This is a genomic window from Sneathiella sp. (assembly GCF_036844445.1).
GTDB lineage: Bacteria > Pseudomonadota > Alphaproteobacteria > Sneathiellales > Sneathiellaceae > Sneathiella.
Window position 1 is genome coordinate 335,020 of sequence record NZ_DAIUFV010000003.1, and the last position, 16,356, is coordinate 351,375.

The following is a 16,356-nucleotide window of genomic DNA, read 5'->3' on the forward strand; positions in this document are numbered from 1 at the left end:
AGACACCCGCACGGGCTAGATAAAAGGCCGGAAGTTCTGCTTCCGGCCTTTTTGCTTCTCGTAGCCCCGCGCCTTATCGCCGCACGAATATTTCCGTCATGCGCCAGGCCCAGGCGGTGAGCTTTTCCATCCAGCGCGGGAGCGGGCTGATTTTCAGCCACGGCAGCAGGATCAGCGCCGCCGCGCCGCCGCCGACAAGGACGTCAGTCAGCCAGTGACCGCCGCCCGCGAGCCGTGGCAGGCAGACGAAAACCATCAAAATCAGGCCAAAGGCGATCACATAGGGGCGGTCCCGAAAGAGCAGGATAAGCCCGCCCGCAAAGAGCGCGCTGGTCATCGCATGATCGCCGGGGAAGGAGTTGAGGCTCGCCGTCTTTACCGTGTAGCCGCTGATGAAGTCATTGAGATTGTTGAAGGGCGCGAGCGCGTAGCCCGGGCTCCGGTGCGGCATGTCGCTGAACAGCTGCTTCGAGATCAGGAGCGCGATGAGAATGAGCAGGATGATGGCGCCGAGCTTGCCGCAGACGCGCAATCTCTCCTCGCGCGGGGCGGAGAAGAAGAGATAGGCGCAGAGCCCCAGCATCACGACGAAAGTGATCTCGTCAAACAGCTTGCTGTTGGTCCAGGCCCAGAACTGGGTCAGCGGCTTGCCCGCCCCGATCGTGGCATTGAGCGCGCGAAAGACGCCTTCATCGAGCCCCTTCCAGACAACGTCATAGGCCCCGGTGAAATTGGAGAGGAGCAGAAGCGCCGCCGCGCCGTAGCAGACAACGAGCAGAAGGATCGGATGATTACGGGAGGCGGGCTGGTCGGACATCTTTTTCCCTGACTTTACTCGGACGATACGCATCGGTTGCCGGATATTTTCAAAACCGCCGGCGGAAACGGCATTTAGCGGGTTTTCGCCCTCAACCTCAAGCGCAAATTTTTCTGTGGGCGTTGCGGCGCGGCGGGGCTAGACTTCAACTTAAAAGAAGAGCGGTCATCCGGCCGCAGGTCGAGAGGGGGAGGGGTACACTCATGACGGAGATACATTTTGCGTCGGCGGTTGAGCAGGCGCGGAAGATTGCGGCGGGCGAGATCGGCGCGGAGGAGCTGCTCGATCACTATCTTGCGCGGATTGCCCGCTATAACGGTGCGGTCAATGCGGTGATCTGGATGGATGAGGCGAGCGCGCGGGCGCGGGCGCGGGCGACTGATGCGGCGCGGGCCCGCGGCGAACGGCTCGGGCCCCTTGCCGGCGTGCCGATGACGATCAAGGAATCCTATGATTTCGTTGGCAGCCCGTCGAGCTGGGGCAATCCGGAGTGGAAAGACCGCTACCCCGACAAGAACGCGCCGGCGGTGCAACGGCTGCTCGATGCGGGCGCCAATATCTTCGGCAAGTCGAATGTGCCCTTCATGCTCGCCGACTGGCAGAGCTTTAACGACAACTACGGCACGACGAACAACCCGTGGGATCTTGCCCGCACGCCAGGCGGCTCGTCCGGGGGCTCGGCCGCGGCGCTCGCGGCGGGACTGACGGGCATCGAGGCGGGATCGGATATCGGCGCCTCGATCCGCAACCCGGCGCATTACTGCGGCGTCTTTGGCCATAAACCCAGCTATGGGATTATCCCCGCCATCGGCCAGCGCCCGCCCGGGATCGTTACGGAAAGCGATATGTCGGTGGTCGGCCCCATGGCGCGTTCGGCGTTTGATCTTGAACTCGCGCTGGATATCATGGCCGGGCCGATCGCGCCGCAGAACGCCGCGTGGCGGTTGCAGCTTGCCCCGGCGCGCCATCGCAAGCTCAAAGACTATCGTATCGCCGTGATGACATCGGCCGAAGGGTTCGATGTCGATAACGACTATCAGGCGGCGCTTTTCTCGCTCGCCGACCGGCTGGAGGCGGCGGGCGCGCGCGTTGATCGCACCGCGCGCCCCGACATCCCGATCTGGCAGGCTTACGAGACCTATATCCTGCTGCTTCGCGCCGCCACCATGGCCGGCGCGAGCGAGGCGCAGATGGAGCGCTTCCGGCGCATCGTCGCTGCCGCCGAGCCGGGGGATAAGAGCTATCTCACGCTGCTTGCCCGCGGCGCGACCATGACGCACAAGGAATGGCTGCGGCTCCATAACGAGCGGATGCTGATGGCGCAGAAATGGCAGGCCTTTTTCGAAGAATGGGATATCCTGCTTTGTCCCGCCGCCGCCGGACCGGCTTTCCTGCAGAACCAGCAGGGCGAGCGGCAGGACCGCATGATCGATATCAACGGCACGCCGCAGCCGAGCACGGACCAGCTTTTCTGGGCCGGCTATTCGCTTGTCGTCAACCTCCCCGCGACGGTCGCGCCCATTGGTCAGACGCCGGGTGGCCTGCCGCTTGGCGTGCAGGTGATCGCCCCGTATGGGGAGGATCGCACCAGCCTTCGATTCTGCCAGCTCATCGAGGAGATGTTTGGCGCCTTCACCCCGCCGCCTGGCTACAGCTAAGGGGGCGGGAAAATAAAGGGAGATTGTGGCATCCCTGCCACGCGGTTTTCAAGCCTCTGATTCAAAAGGAGTTTGCGAAGGATGCGGCGCGCGCCGGCGCGAAATTTCGGCAAATTGTCGGCGTTTCGCAAGAATTCGTCAATAAATTCCCTCTAGCTTATGTAAGTGTGAAACATGCCCTCCTGATGCCGGGCGACTGTCGCCGGGCCGGGAATGGGGCGAGATTTCGGCAAGGGAGGGAGTAATGGCCTATGCTATTGCGATGATCGAACCGGAGCTTCGGAAACGGGCTGTTGCCTATGCCGGCATTTCCTGGACCTGCCTGTTCTTCGGACCATTTCCCGCGCTGTATCGGGGCCATATCCTCGGTTTCGTCGGCATGACGCTGATGAATATCGCGACCCTCGGCCTGTCGATGCCGGTTTTCATATTCGTCTATAACGCCTGGCACTATCATTCGCTGCTGGCGCAAGGTTACCGGCCGGCGCGTCAGGTGATGGGCGAGGGGGAGCTGGCGGCGAGCGCGGCGCGTGATCGCCGTGTGCCGCCCGTCGATCTCTTTGATGCGCCGAGACCGGCCAATGAGCCCGGCCTTCGCCTCGCCATGCCGTCTCTCCCGGAGCGGCTGATGGACGAGGCGGCGGAGCGGGACTTCTTCCCCAACCGGCGCTGACGCGCCCAAGTGCCTAGAGAAGCATGACGCTCGTCGTAATATGGCTCGCGACGATCTTTGGATCGCCCATATGGATGTTGATGTCGCCGTAAACGAGCCGCTTGCCGCGCTTCACGATCTCGACATCGCAGAACATCTCCTCGCCTTCCGCGGCGCGGAGGAATGTCGTCTGCATATTGACGCTGGTCATCGGGATAAAGCGCCCCGCGGTGGAGGCGGTGGCGAATACCATCGCGGTGTCGGCGAGCGCCATAATGGCCTGGCCGCAGACCATCCCGCCGCTGCGCCGTACCGCGTCGGTGACCGGCATGCGCATGCGCACGAAGCCCGGGCGAATATCTTCAATTGTCAGTTTTAATGCCTTGATCCAGCTGTTGAATCCGGCGTCGAAATAGGCTTGAGCCGCCTCTTTTGTTATTATGTCCATTTATGCCTGCTACTGATGTCAGAATACGAGACGCCGAGGATGGCGCAAACTTCGCGATCAGACAACCGATATCCGCAGGCACGCCGCGGCGCGCCTCAATCGGGCCGCACCGGGGCGCTGCAATCGCGGATTTCGACGCGGCGCTGCGGCAGGTCCGGGCTGTTGTCCTCGCCCCGTCCGATGACGAACAGCGCCTCTTTCGCAAGCCCCGCCTCCAGCATCAGGTCGGTCACCTCATGCGCGCGCTGGCGCGACAGGCGGTAATTCTCGAATGTCGAGCCGCTCGGGTCCGAATGGCCGGAGATGACAATGAAATGCCGCTCGCGGTCCTTGAAATGCTCGGCGAGGCGGCGGATCAGCGCCTGCGTCTCCGCGCCGCTCACCCGCGTCGAGCCGACATTGAAGGTGACGACCAGATGCGGCTCGATCTCCCAGCATTCCTCGGGCACCGCCGCGGCAATCCGGGCCGAGTTGTGATGCTCGATTTCGCTGAGCGCATGGCTGATGCGGCCCATCCCTTCCTGCAACCCGTCAATCGCGGCCTCGGCATCGGTGGCGGTGCGCTCAAGCTGCGCGAGCTTGCGGTTGACGGCATCCAGATCCGGCACGGCGCGCGCCTCGGTGGTGCTCGCGAGCGTCTCGAGCCGCTTGCTGTTCTTGCGGCCAAGATGGAGCGACTCCGCGACGCTGTGACGGGTCCGCTCAACGAGCTTGGCGAGGGCGCTGATCCCGCTCTCCATTCCGGCGAGGCGGCTCTCGTCGCCCGTGCGCGGCGGATCATAGAGCGGTCCGAGATGGTCCGTCGGCACCGCAAAGGGCAGGCGCGTCTTGCCGTTGAAGAAAAGCTCGAAGCGCGCGGTCGAGCCGAGATAGAGAACGGGCTTCGCCGCCTCGCCCTGTCTCAAAAGGACGACGGGGAAGGTGAAGAAATTGATCAGCGTATGGCGGTATTTCTCGGTGACGCTGATATCGGTCCCGGGGACGCCTGAACCGCTCCGGCAAAGGCCCGAAAGGTTGAGCGCCGGATAGAGCGCGTCACGGTCTATCCCGGCGGCGGGCGCGATTCGCCCCTCCGCCAGCAGGATCACGCATTCGCGCATTTTACGCGCATCATAGCCGGCGTAAAAGATCGAGACCGTCGATGCCGCGCCGATCAGGAGGATCGTCACCGCGAAGCGATGATTGCGGAAAGTGGAAACGGCAAGGAAGCGGCGATAGAGCGTCGCGGCAATCTCGGCCGGATCGGGGGCGCTTTTGTCTTTCATAGATTTCCTGTGCCGATCGAGCGAGAGGGCGAGATGCTCGCGCCCGATCAGGATCTGGGCCGGATATTTGCGGTTGCGCTCGGGGATCATGAAAATGAACATATGCAGCAGGTTGAGGGTAAAAATGCCCAGGCTGAGTCCGATCATGCGCAGCCGGGTGAGGGGCTTCAGATGCTTGCCCGAGGTCACGTGAATGATCCGCGCCAGCAGCCAGACGCCGAAAAGGATCGCGACGATCGCGGTATAGAAGGCCCAGGCCTTCAGCACCACCGCCGTCAGCATGCCGCCGTTTCGCAGCATGCCGATAAAGAAGTCGGAAAGGCCGGCATATTTCAGATATTGCAGGTCGAAAATGCCATAATGCAGCGTGTCGAAATAAAGCCCGAACAGGAAGAAGTAGGCGAGCAGCAGCAGCGTCGCAAAGGGGATGAGCAGCGCAAGATTGTAGGTGCGGTTGACGCGCAGATGGATCTCGCAGAAAATTTCGTCATCCAGCGCCTTGTTGCGGCAGCGGTTTCCAGCGCGCGTTATTCCTTCGCATTGCATTTTCCGGACCTCTCGGATGGTGGCGGCATCGGCATAGCCGCAAGTGGCTATTTCACCGTCAATAACAACTGAAGGTTGATATTCGTGAAAAAATAACCGCAAAAGCGGCGCGAGGCGGGGGCTTAGGCTTGTCCTCCCCTCCGGTTCGTATTAACTAGAAGTCAGCAGCTTCACGAAAAGAGATCAAAATGCCCCAATACCGTTCCAAGACCAGTACGCATGGCCGCAACATGGCGGGCGCGCGCGCCCTGTGGCGCGCCACCGGCATGGGTGACGATGATTTCAACAAGCCGATCATCGCCATTGCCAACAGCTTCACGCAGTTTGTGCCCGGTCACGTGCATCTGAAGGACCTCGGCCAGCTGGTCGCCCGCGAGATCGAGAAATGCGGCGGCGTCGCCAAGGAATTCAACACCATCGCCGTCGATGACGGCATCGCCATGGGCCATGACGGCATGCTCTACAGCCTGCCGTCGCGCGAGATTATCGCCGATGCGGTCGAATATATGGTGAATGCGCACTGCGCCGATGCGCTGGTCTGCATCTCCAACTGCGACAAGATCACGCCCGGCATGCTGATGGCCGCGATGCGGCTCAATATCCCGGTCGTTTTCGTCTCGGGCGGGCCGATGGAAGCGGGCAAGGGCGTTGCCGACGGCAAGGAAGTTGCGCTCGACCTCATCGATGCGATGATCCAGGCGGGCGATCCGACGGTGACCGACGAGCAGGTTGCGGCGGTTGAACGCTCGGCCTGTCCGACCTGCGGCTCCTGCTCGGGAATGTTCACCGCCAACTCCATGAACTGCCTGACCGAGGCGCTCGGCCTCGCGCTGCCCGGCAATGGCAGCCTGCTCGCGACCCATGCCGATCGCAAGCAGCTCTTCCTCGATGCGGCGCGCACCATCGTCGATATCACCCGCCGCCATTACGAGATGGATGAGCCGGGCCTGCTGCCGCGCGATATTGCCTCCTTCAAGGCGTTTGAAAACGCCATGTCCATGGATATCGCCATGGGCGGCTCGACCAACACGGTGCTGCATCTTCTCGCCGCGGCGCAGGAAGGGGAGATCGATTTCACCATGGCCGACATCGACCGCCTGAGCCGGCGCGTCCCCAATCTTTGCAAGGTCGCGCCGAGCACGCAGCTTTTCCATATGGAAGATGTCCACCGCGCCGGCGGGATCATGGCGCTGCTCGGCGAGATGTCGCGGGCCGGGCTTTTGCATACCGACGTGCCGATGGTCCATTCCCCGTCGCTCCGCGAAGCGATCGAGCTCTGGGACGTGGCGCTCTCGCGCAGCAACACGGTGCAGGAGTTCTACCGCGCCGGCCCCGGCGGGGTGCGGACGACAGAAGCGTTCAGCCAGTCAAAGCGCTATCCGAGCCTTGATATCGACCGCGAGAAGGGCTGCATCCGCTCCGTCGAGCATGCCTATTCCAAGGACGGCGGGCTGGCGGTTCTCTATGGCAACATTGCCCTCGACGGCTGTATCGTAAAGACGGCGGGCGTCGATGAGAGCATCCTTAAATTCTCCGGTCCCGTGCGGCTGTTCGAGAGCCAGGATGCGGCCGTCTCGGCAATCCTGACCGACAAGGTCAAGGCCGGCGATGTGGTCGTCATCATCTATGAGGGACCGAAGGGCGGACCGGGCATGCAGGAAATGCTCTACCCGACCAGCTATCTGAAGTCGAAGGGGCTTGGCAAGGCCTGCGCGCTGCTGACGGACGGGCGCTTTTCCGGTGGCACCTCGGGGCTCTCCATCGGTCACGCCTCGCCGGAAGCGGCCGAAGGCGGCGCCATCGGCCTCGTCGAGGAGGGCGATATCATCGAGATCGATATCCCGAACCGGACGATCAATCTCAAGATCACCGACGAGGAACTCGCCGAGCGGCGGCGCAAGATGGAGGCGAAGGGCGCGGCCGCCTGGAAGCCGACGCAGCCGCGGGCGCGCAAAATCACCAGCGCCCTCAAGGCCTATGCGGCGCTGACGACGAGCGCGGCGCGGGGCGCGGTGCGGGACGTGAGCCAGCTCGATCGCTGATCGGGACGACACCGGAAAAGACAAAGAAGCCCGCCCTGCGGCGGGCTTTTTTATGCGTAAATCCGGCAATGCGGGGCGGGCAAGAACACAAAACCACCATAAATACCCCCTATAACCCGGGCGAAAGCGGCGGCCTTGGCAACGAGCGCGCGATGCAGTCGGCGACAAAGGATGGCGGCGGCAAGATTGCCGGGCGCGCGCTTCTCAAGCCTTGCGGCTCTCATCGCAATCGGCAAAAAATTGTAATTTCAGAAGAGTTGATATACACCACTCAAAGCGGCTTCATTAAAGAGTACACTCCGAATGAGCACTGAAAAATTATTTTCCCTGAAGGATAAACTCACAGGCGTGTTTTCATCTTTCAACGAGAAAACCATCTTACTTGTTGATAATATTGTCGAACTGATCGACGTGCGCATCGTGTATGCGCTGCTTTTCCTCGCTGTGGCGGCGCTCGGAATTTCCTATATCTGGGTTCAGAACTCCCCCGTCAACGTCGTCCTGACGCCCGAGCAGATCTCCTATTTGCGCTATTACGAGACGCGTGTTCAGACGCATTTCTATAATTTTTTCGGCATTCTGACCTTTGCCTTTTTCCTTGTCGCCGGCTTTTTCGCGCCGGAGCGTTTTAAAAATGGCAAACCGAGCCGCGCCTTTTCCACGGTCATTCCCGACTGGCTGAAGCCGTGGGTCGGGGTGATTTTCTGGGCCGCGTTCTTCTTCGCCTACAGCCGGACGGGCGTCAACATGCTGCAGACGGGCCTGAAAGAGCGCGATTTTCTGCTCGCCTTCGCGACCGCCTATCTGTTGATGGAGGCGATCAAGGGCCGCTTTCAGACGCGCACTATCCTCACCGCGCTCGTTCTGGTGGTCGGCATCCTATATGTGCTGCCGATTTTCCTGCCCTATCAGGTTTATGATACGCGGCTTTTCAGCATGGATATGCACTGGTCGGCGGTCATTGGCGACGGGCTCTATACGCCGCCCTTCACGGAATCGGAATATGCCGCCTTTACCAATTACGGCGTGCTGCTGAACAAGCTTGTTGCCGCCTCGCGCCTCGTACCATTCTTTGAGAGCCTTGGCGGAACGGCGGCGTTTCTGAAATTCACCAATCTCCTTTTCTCCGGCCTCGTCATCTGGATCGTCATCCAGCGCCTCGGTCTTGAGAACAGGCGGATGATCTTCGTCGCGTCGCTCTTTATCCTGTTTGTCTTTTCCGGCCGCATCTCCGGGATCGCCACCACGTTTGACGCGCCGAACCAGCTGCCGATCCGCATCATGATCGTGCCGCTCCTTATCATCCTGTCCTTCTATCTCGCGGACAGGAAAGGGGTGGTGACGCCGATCATTTTCGGTCTCCTGTCGCCCGCGCTTCTCTATTTCAATTTCGAGACCGGATTTTACTGCATTCTCGCGCTTGGTTTCGCGCTCTTTATCGAGAATATCCGCCGCGGCATGCGGAGCCTTGTCATCGCCATGGCGGCATTTGCGGCGAGTTTCCTTGTCGCCGGCGCCGTGCTGACGGCGGTGCTGTTCGATGATCCGATCGGGCTTACCCTCGCGACGCTGATCGAGCTTGCCGATATCAAGATCAAAAGCGGCACCAGCGGCTTTGCGGGACTGCCGGTTTATTTCTTCCTGCCGCTCCTTTGGGTGATGATCCACGTGTTCGTGCTCTTTGCGCGGGCTTTGCTGAGCGTCAAGGAGCGGGCGCCGCTCACCGCGATCGAGTTTCAGAACCTTGTCATGATCGGCATGATTATCGGCGTCGGCCCCTATGTCATGAACCGCTTTTCGCTGCAGAATATGCTGGTCACCTTCCTGCTCTATGTTCTGATCATGCTGCCGAAGCTCGCCAAGGGGCCGAAGCCGGACCGGCTCGTCTGGTCATTCATCCTCGCGGTGCTGATCGTTCCCTATATCTTCGGCAATCCGGTCGCCCGCGCCTGGTCGAAGGAGACGCGGGTCACGCTTGCCGACAAATTCACCGGGCGGCTCGCGCCCTGTCTTGACGGCATTACGGCGACAGACGAGCTTTGCACCTACGCGCTTGAGAAGGCGGATGAGCTGAAAGGGCTTATCGATACGCACCCGGGGCTTGAGTGGATCAGCGAGATCCCGCTCAACCTGACGCGCCTGACCGGGCTGCAGCCGGCGCTCGATCAGAAGGCGGCTTTCTTCTTCGGCCACAGCACGGAGAAGCGCGATATCCTGGTCGGCAAACTGCGCGACCTGGGCGCGCCGGTGCTCGCGCTCGACAATAATCCTGAGGGACGTGGGAACGTCGCCGGCATCCATCCGGCGGCTGAGGAGTTTCAGCGCGATCTCGCCCGTAAAGCGGGCTATGAGATCGTCGGGGAGACGAAATACTGGCTGATCGCGCGGCAGAAGGGAGAGTAACCCGCAAGCTTTCCGCCGCGCCCCCTGCCATCGAAAGGCGGGGCGGACGCCGGGCTAGTCGGTGAGCTCGACCCAGATCGGCGTGTGATCGGATGGGCGCTCCTGGCCCCGCGGGCCCTTGTCGATGCCGACCCTGATGAGACGGTCCGTCGCCTCGGGCGAGAGCAGCAGGTGGTCGATGCGGATGCCGTGATCCTTGGCCCACGCGCCGCCCTGATAATCCCAGTAGGTGTAGTTGATATCGGTCGTATAGGCGCGGTAGGCGTCGGCATAGCCGAGGTTGAGAAGCCGGCGGAACCGGTTGCGGCTTTCGGGGCGGGCAAGCGCATCGCCTTCCCACGCCTTCGGATCATAGCAATCCTCATCCTGCGGAATGACGTTGTAATCGCCGGCAAGAACGATCGGCTGTTCGCTCGCAAGAAGGCCCTTCGCATGCCGGACAAGCCGCTCCATCCAGCCGAGCTTGTAGGGAAATTTCTCGCTGTCCACCGGGTTGCCGTTCGGCAGATAGATCGACGCGATGCGGATGCCGGCAATGGTTGCCTCGATATAGCGCGCCTGTTCGTCCGTATCATCGCCCGGCAGGCCGCGGTGGACATCCGCGATGGGGAGTTTCGAGAGGATGGCGACGCCGTTGTAGGTTTTCTGGCCGAGCGTCTCGACGTGATAGCCGAGCGCTTCCACCTCGAGGCGGGGGAAGTTGTCGTCCGTCACCTTCAGCTCCTGCAGGCAGATCACATCCGGCGCGTGGGTTTGCAGATAGTCCACCAGCCGCGGCAGGCGCGCTTTCACCGAATTGATGTTCCAGCTGGCAATTTTCATCTCATCCCCCATAAAATACAAAAGCCCGGCAGAAACCGGGCCTTTTTTCTAACATCTTTACCGGAGCGATCAAACGGCAAATGAGGTCCCGCAGGAGCAGGAGGCCGTGGCGTTCGGGTTATTGATCCGGAACGCCGCGCCGATCATATCCTCAACATAGTCGACTTCCGCGCCGGCCAGATAGAGCAGCGAGATCTGGTCGATCAGGAGCGTCGCCCCCTTGTTCGTCACCACGACATCGTCGGGGTTTTGCGTATCGTCAAGGTCGAAGCTGTACTGAAAGCCTGAACAGCCGCCGCCATTGACGGCAACGCGCAGCATCTTCTTGTCGGAATCCAGCTCCTCGACAATGGCGTTGATCCGGTTCGCCGCCGATTCCGAGAGTTTGACCGGTGGCTCAATTTCATTCATCACTGACATTCCATCCACCTGCGTGACAGGGATATCCACCCCTGAAATATCATACTATACAATAGATGATGTATTAATCTTTGCCTGTTTGTCAATTGACCGCCCGAAAGAGAGCTGCAACGCCTGTGATCCCCTCCTATGCTGTCATCGCGCGCCGGGCGCTGTTAAATGCGCTGCCTGCCACGGCTTTTGCAGATGATGCGGCGTGGCAGCGCTTTATGAATGATCTTCGCCTTCGCCCGCCGCAGCGCAGCGCCTATGGCGACCTGACCACCAATGCGGCAATCCTCCTGACCGCGATGCTGCCCGGAGCGGAGGCGGAGCGTCATATCGGGGCGCTGATCAAGGCGTTCGGCGCCCTTCCGGGCGTGAAGGACGTCGCGCGGCAACCCTCCGGTTATCTCAATCTCTATTATGAGAGCAGCTACTGGACGGGTGAGATCCCGGAAATCCTGACGGCGGGCGCGGCCTATGGCCTTGGCGATCTCACCCTGACGGCGGCTATCGCTCCTGCACCCGAAGAGGCAGCGGATCTTGCCGCGCTTCGCCGGCAGGTGAATGCGGCGGCGCTTTTCCGTCTCGCCGACCTTGCCGGGGTTGCGGTGACGCGCGCCCGGCCTGCGCCGCTCACCGCGGAAAGCGGCTATCCCGCCGCGGCGGCGCTCAGCAAATGCGGCGAGGGACGGGTGAAATTTGCGCTGCTAGCCAATCCGCCGGCCTTTACCGGCGCTTTCAGCCCTATTTTAGCCACAGACCGCAGCTATAATAACCCGGTTTTCGCCCTTCCTTACGCACGGATGCTGCTGCGGCGACTGGCGGCCGGACGGGAGGCGGGAATAAAAGCGATTGAAGAGGGGGCGGACCTGTCCCGCTTGCGCCTGCCGGGAGAGATTTCCCTTGCGCGGCGCCTTGCAGATTGGCCGCTCGCGGTGGAGGAAACCTTACGCAAGGCTGACGGATATTATCTCGCCTCTTTCCTCCACGACCTTTCCTTGCTATTTTTCCGCCAGTTCGAGACGCTGCGCCCCGTGTCATCGGACTATCTGCAGGGCGCGGCAGGGGAGGCGCGTATCGCCCTTTTTGCGGCGGTGGAGACAATTCTGGATGGCGGGATGACAGTTCTCGGCGTCGATATGGTAAAGGAGTACGGCTAGTGAACCGAGAAGACGAATATCCGGACGATGATTTTTACGACGGTGACGATGAGCCGCGGTTCAGCCGCCGGAAATGGATCGGCGCAACACTTGCAATCCTGATCGTTGTCGGCTTTGGCATCGGCATCTGGTATGCCTATGACCAGGGCGTGAAAAAGGGCGTGCAGCTTGCGCCGCCGATCATCAGCGCCGATAAATCGCCGGTCAAGGTCGCGCCAGAAGATCCGGGCGGGATGGAAGTGCCCAACCAGGACAAACAGGTCTTCAACGTGCTCAACTCGACCGGGACGCCGGACCGGGTTGAAAAGCTGATGGCCCCGCCCGAGCAGGCGATCCCTGACCCCAAGCCCGAGGTGAGCGAGGCCGAGCAGGCAGCCGATGAAGACAGGCTCGACAAGCTCGTTGACGCCGCGACCGAAGACGGCGAGGCGGCGGCCGAGAAGGTAGAGGAAGCCGCCGAGACGGCGAGCGAAAAGGTCGCAGAGACGACGGACAAGGCCGATGAGACGGCAAAGGAGACCGCCGCCGCGACGAGCGAGGGTGCAACTGCTGCGTCCGAGAAGGCGGAAAAGACCGTCACCGCCGCCCTGCCTCCGGCACCGGCGGCGACCCCGGCACCGGCGCCAAAGTCAACCGCGACACCCGGCGGCAACAGCTGGGTCCAGGTCGGCTCCTTCGGCAACCGGGAAGCGGCGGAGAAGCAGTGGTCGATGCTGAGCGGCAAGCATGGCGCGCTGCTTTCCGGCATCGGCTATCGCGTGCAGGATGTCGAGGTGAACGGCAAGACCTATTACCGGCTGCAGATCGGCTCCTTCGGCACGCGCGACAGCGCCTCGAAGCTCTGCGACAATCTGAAGGCCGCCTCACAGGATTGTCTTGTTGTCAGCGGTTGATCCGGGCAGTTATCGCTCTGTTATCTTCGGACTGGAAGGCCCGCGCCTCAGCGCGGCGGAGCGGGAGTTTTTCACTGCGGAGCCGCCGTTCGGTTTCATTCTGTTCGCCCGCAACGTGGAAGATCCGGCGCAGCTTCGCGAGCTTGTCCGGAGCCTTCGCGACGTAACAGGCCGCGCGGCGACGCCCATTCTCATTGATCAGGAAGGCGGACGGGTGCAGCGACTTCGTGCGCCGCACTGGTTCGAGGCGCGCCCCTTCGGCTTTTTCGGCGAATTGTATGCGCGCGATGCGGAGCGCGCAATCGAGATGCTGCGTCTCACTACGCGGCTGATCGCCGCCGACCTGCGGGAGGCGGGGATCAGTGTCGACTGTACGCCCTGCCTCGATCTGCGGTTGCCGGAAACGGTAGGCGCCATCGGCGATCGTGCCTTTGCCGCCGACCCCAATATCGTCGCCCGCCTCGGCGCCGTGGTGGCGGAGGAGCTCCTGAAGGCCGGGATCCTGCCGGTCATCAAGCATCTGCCGGGGCATGGCCGGGCAACGGTCGACAGTCATCTTGAACTGCCGCATGTCGCGACGCCACGCGAGGAGTTAGGCAGGATGGATTTCATGCCCTTTCACCTGCTCTCGCCGCTACCCTGGGCGATGACCAGCCATATCGTCTTCAGCGATATTGATCCGGCCCAGCCGGCGACGCATTCAAAGACGATCATTGATGAGATTATCCGCGGCGAGATCGGCTTCAATGGCCTGCTGCTCTCCGATGATATCAATATGCAGGCGCTTGCCGGCAGCCTTGGCGCGCGCGCCGCGAAAGCGCTTGCGGCAGGCGTTGATATCGTCCTCCATTGCTCGGGCAGGCTCGAGGAGATGCACGAGGTCGCGGCCTGCTGCCCGCCGCCGGGGGAGGCGACACGCGCACGGATTGACCAGGGCGAGAGGATACAGTCCTCGGGGACGGGGCCGCTCGACCGGGAGGCGGACAGCGTCCGCCTCGCCGAGCTGCTGGCGGAAGGCATCGTCTGATGGATTTCGGCGCGCTGCTCTATCAGATTTCGATCTGGATTATTCCCGCCCTTACCGCCATCACGCTGCATGAGGCGGCGCATGGCTTTGTCGCCTGGCGGCTCGGCGATGACACGGCGAAGCGATTGGGGCGGGTGACCTTCAACCCGTTCCGCCATATCGATCCGATGGGGACGGTGATCATTCCGGCCTTTCTGCTGCTGGTCAAGGCGCCGTTCCTCTTCGGCTATGCGAAGCCGGTGCCGGTCAATGTCGGAAGGCTCGGCAATCCGCGCCGCGACATGGTGTGGGTCGCGCTCGCCGGTCCGGGCATGAATTTCCTGCTCGCCTTTCTCTTCGCGCTCGGGGTGCATACGCTGCAGTATATGTCGGGCGAGGTGGCGATGTGGTTTGCGCATAACTTCCGCAACGGCATCGTCCTCAACGTGATCCTCGGCGTTTTCAACCTGCTGCCGCTGCCGCCGCTCGATGGCGGGCGCGTCGCGGTGGGGCTGCTGCCGGACCGCCTCGCGATACCGCTCGCGCGGACAGAGCGCTACGGGTTTCTGATCCTGATCGGGCTGATTTTCCTCGTCCCGATGATTAGCGGCGCGCTCGGCCATGAGGTCAATCCCTTGAGCTGGCTGCTCGGTGAGCCGATCGGCTTTATGGTCAATCTGATTGCCAAGCTCGCCGGTCTCGGCTAGATTTTTTCGCATGAGGAGCTGCAGACAATCGGCGAAAACGGGGGCCTACCGTGGATAAGGGCTCCTTCGATGAGGCCGGACAGAAAAACCCCGAGGTGATCCCGCATCCGACGCAGGCGCTGCTCGTCGATCTCGACGGCTATGAAGGGCCGCTCGACGTCCTGCTGCTGCTGGCGCGCGACCAGAAGGTTGATCTTCTCAAAATCTCCATCCTCGAACTCGCCGAGCAGTATCTCAATTTCATCGAACAGGCGCGGGCGCTTCGCCTTGAAATCGCGGCCGATTACCTCGTCATGGCGGCGTGGCTCGCCTATCTCAAATCGCGGCTCCTGCTGCCGCCGGAGACGGATGACGAGGGACCAACGGGCGAGGAGCTTGCCGACCGGCTCGCCTTCATGCTCCGCAAGCTGGAGGCGATGCGCGGCGCGGCGGACAAGCTGATGGCGGGGCGCATCACGGGGCGCGACCGTCTCGCCCGCGGCCGGCCGGAGGCGATCCGCATCCTGCGCCAGTCGCGCTATCACTGCACGCTGCGCGAACTGCTGCATGCCTATGCCGCACAGAAAGAGCGCAAGGGCATCACCAATCCGCTCCGCCTGATGCGCGAGGCGGTCTATTCGGTTGAGCAGGCGCTGGAGCGGCTGGAGCGGATGCTCGGCAAACTTCCCGAATGGACCGATCTGATGTCCTACCTTCCGGACAATCTCGCAACCTCCTTCAGTCGCCGCTCGGCACAGGCCTCGACTTTGCTCGCCAGCCTGCAAATGGCGAAGGAAGGGCGGCTTGAGCTTCGCCAGGCGGAGACATTCGGCCCCATTCACGTAAAGTTGAGGAAAGACGGCGAATGACTATCGATCCCGAACATCTGCGGATGGCGGAAGCGCTGCTGTTCGCCTCGCGTGAGCCGCTCGATGAGGCGGCGCTTGCCGAGCGATTGCCGGACGGCGCGGATATCGGCGCGCTTCTTGCCACGCTTCAGGACAGCTACAAGGCGCGCGGCGTCAATCTTGTGCGCCTTGCCGGGAAATGGTGTTTTCTCACCGCGCCCGATCTCGCCTGGCTGCTCGAGATGGAGCGCGAGACGACGCGTAAACTCAGCCGCGCCGCGCTCGAGACACTGGCCATCATCGCCTATCACCAGCCCGTGACGCGGGCGGAGATCGAGGAAATCCGCGGTGTGGGGCTCAGCCGCGGGACAATGGACGTGCTCTTCGATGCGGGCTGGATCCGCCCGCGCGGCCGCCGCCGGACGCCGGGCCGGCCGGTGACCTATGGCGTCACGGAAGAGTTCCTGATCCATTTCGGCCTCGATGATATCAAGGACCTGCCGGGCTTCGATGAGATGAAGGCGGCCGGCCTCCTCAACCTTGAGCCCGGCAGCATCTTTGCCGATCTCGCGACGACGGAAGAAGATCCGATCATCGACGAGGAAGAAGAGGAATACTGATCGCATCGGCCCCCCACGCGACCATATGCCCCAGATGCCACCACGCAACTACGGCTTTTGTTTGCCATTGCTAGTGATTATTATT

Annotated in this window: 16 protein-coding genes; 11 read left to right on the forward strand and 5 right to left on the reverse strand. The window is 62.0% G+C overall.

The features are described 5' to 3' along the window. Nucleotides 1-73: 73 nt before the first annotated feature. Nucleotides 74-817 (reverse strand): phosphatase PAP2 family protein, encoded by a 744-nt coding sequence (locus V7Z56_RS08425; RefSeq protein ID WP_334128949.1) that lies wholly within the window; start codon nucleotides 815-817, stop codon nucleotides 74-76. A 203-nt stretch (nucleotides 818-1,020) separates the two neighbouring features. On the opposite strand from V7Z56_RS08425, the gene V7Z56_RS08430 reads away from it, so the two are divergent. Then, on the forward strand, nucleotides 1,021-2,475 hold the full coding sequence (locus V7Z56_RS08430; RefSeq protein WP_334128950.1) for an amidase: 1,455 nt from the start codon (nucleotides 1,021-1,023) through the stop codon (nucleotides 2,473-2,475). A gap of 244 nt (nucleotides 2,476-2,719) precedes the next feature. Further along, complete coding sequence (locus V7Z56_RS08435; RefSeq protein ID WP_334128951.1) at nucleotides 2,720-3,148, forward strand: hypothetical protein; 429 nt, start codon at nucleotides 2,720-2,722, stop codon at nucleotides 3,146-3,148. Between the two features lie 13 nt (nucleotides 3,149-3,161). Here the strand turns inward: V7Z56_RS08435 and V7Z56_RS08440 are convergent, their stop codons facing one another. Then, complete coding sequence (locus V7Z56_RS08440; protein ID WP_334128952.1) at nucleotides 3,162-3,575, reverse strand: PaaI family thioesterase; 414 nt, start codon at nucleotides 3,573-3,575, stop codon at nucleotides 3,162-3,164. 95 nt (nucleotides 3,576-3,670) lie between these two features. Continuing rightward, entirely contained in the window at nucleotides 3,671-5,386 is a 1,716-nt protein-coding gene (locus V7Z56_RS08445; RefSeq protein ID WP_334128953.1) for an OmpA family protein, read from the reverse strand. A 188-nt stretch (nucleotides 5,387-5,574) separates the two neighbouring features. Here V7Z56_RS08445 and ilvD point away from each other — a divergent pair, with 188 nt between their 5' ends. The 3 genes from ilvD (at nucleotide 5,575) to V7Z56_RS08460 (ending at nucleotide 9,831) form a co-directional block, all read left to right on the forward strand. Then, nucleotides 5,575-7,428 carry a dihydroxy-acid dehydratase gene (gene ilvD / locus V7Z56_RS08450; protein WP_334128954.1) on the forward strand — a complete coding sequence of 618 codons (1,854 nt, stop codon included), beginning with the start codon at nucleotides 5,575-5,577 and terminating at the stop codon, nucleotides 7,426-7,428. 68 nt (nucleotides 7,429-7,496) lie between these two features. Beyond that, complete coding sequence (locus V7Z56_RS08455; RefSeq protein WP_334128955.1) at nucleotides 7,497-7,742, forward strand: hypothetical protein; 246 nt, start codon at nucleotides 7,497-7,499, stop codon at nucleotides 7,740-7,742. A 34-nt stretch (nucleotides 7,743-7,776) separates the two neighbouring features. Further along, the gene (locus tag V7Z56_RS08460; RefSeq protein ID WP_334128956.1) at nucleotides 7,777-9,831 is read left to right on the forward strand and encodes a hypothetical protein; all 2,055 of its coding nucleotides are present in this window, start codon (nucleotides 7,777-7,779) and stop codon (nucleotides 9,829-9,831) included. Nucleotides 9,832-9,885: 54 nt separating this feature from the next. On the opposite strand, the gene xth is transcribed toward V7Z56_RS08460, so the two are convergent. Both xth and erpA read right to left on the reverse strand, forming a co-directional pair. After that, nucleotides 9,886-10,653 (reverse strand): exodeoxyribonuclease III, encoded by a 768-nt coding sequence (xth, locus tag V7Z56_RS08465; protein WP_334128957.1) that lies wholly within the window; start codon nucleotides 10,651-10,653, stop codon nucleotides 9,886-9,888. Nucleotides 10,654-10,722: 69 nt separating this feature from the next. Further along, nucleotides 10,723-11,073: an iron-sulfur cluster insertion protein ErpA gene (gene erpA / locus V7Z56_RS08470; RefSeq protein WP_334128958.1), complete on the reverse strand. Its 351-nt coding sequence runs from the start codon at nucleotides 11,071-11,073 to the stop codon at nucleotides 10,723-10,725. 116 nt (nucleotides 11,074-11,189) lie between these two features. On the opposite strand from erpA, the gene V7Z56_RS08475 reads away from it, so the two are divergent. Genes V7Z56_RS08475 through scpB form a run of 6 tightly spaced genes read left to right on the forward strand, consistent with a single transcriptional unit; the run spans nucleotide 11,190 to nucleotide 16,271 of the window. Continuing rightward, nucleotides 11,190-12,218, forward strand: a complete 1,029-nt coding sequence (locus tag V7Z56_RS08475; protein WP_334128959.1) for a DALR anticodon-binding domain-containing protein — start codon at nucleotides 11,190-11,192, stop codon at nucleotides 12,216-12,218. Then, the gene (locus V7Z56_RS08480) at nucleotides 12,218-13,111 is read left to right on the forward strand and encodes an SPOR domain-containing protein (protein ID WP_334128960.1); all 894 of its coding nucleotides are present in this window, start codon (nucleotides 12,218-12,220) and stop codon (nucleotides 13,109-13,111) included. The genes V7Z56_RS08475 and V7Z56_RS08480 overlap by 1 nt, the downstream gene beginning before the upstream one ends. Further along, nucleotides 13,098-14,138 carry a beta-N-acetylhexosaminidase gene (nagZ, locus tag V7Z56_RS08485; RefSeq protein WP_334128961.1) on the forward strand — a complete coding sequence of 347 codons (1,041 nt, stop codon included), beginning with the start codon at nucleotides 13,098-13,100 and terminating at the stop codon, nucleotides 14,136-14,138. Before V7Z56_RS08480 ends, nagZ begins: the two co-directional genes overlap by 14 nt. Continuing rightward, the gene (locus V7Z56_RS08490) at nucleotides 14,138-14,824 is read left to right on the forward strand and encodes a site-2 protease family protein (protein ID WP_334128962.1); all 687 of its coding nucleotides are present in this window, start codon (nucleotides 14,138-14,140) and stop codon (nucleotides 14,822-14,824) included. Before nagZ ends, V7Z56_RS08490 begins: the two co-directional genes overlap by 1 nt. Before the next feature lie 50 nt (nucleotides 14,825-14,874). Continuing rightward, a complete protein-coding gene (locus V7Z56_RS08495; protein ID WP_334128963.1) occupies nucleotides 14,875-15,672 on the forward strand; it encodes a segregation and condensation protein A in 798 nt (265 codons plus the stop codon). Next, a complete protein-coding gene (gene scpB / locus V7Z56_RS08500; protein WP_334128964.1) occupies nucleotides 15,669-16,271 on the forward strand; it encodes an SMC-Scp complex subunit ScpB in 603 nt (200 codons plus the stop codon). The genes V7Z56_RS08495 and scpB overlap by 4 nt, the downstream gene beginning before the upstream one ends. The last annotated feature ends 85 nt before the right edge of the window (nucleotides 16,272-16,356 follow it).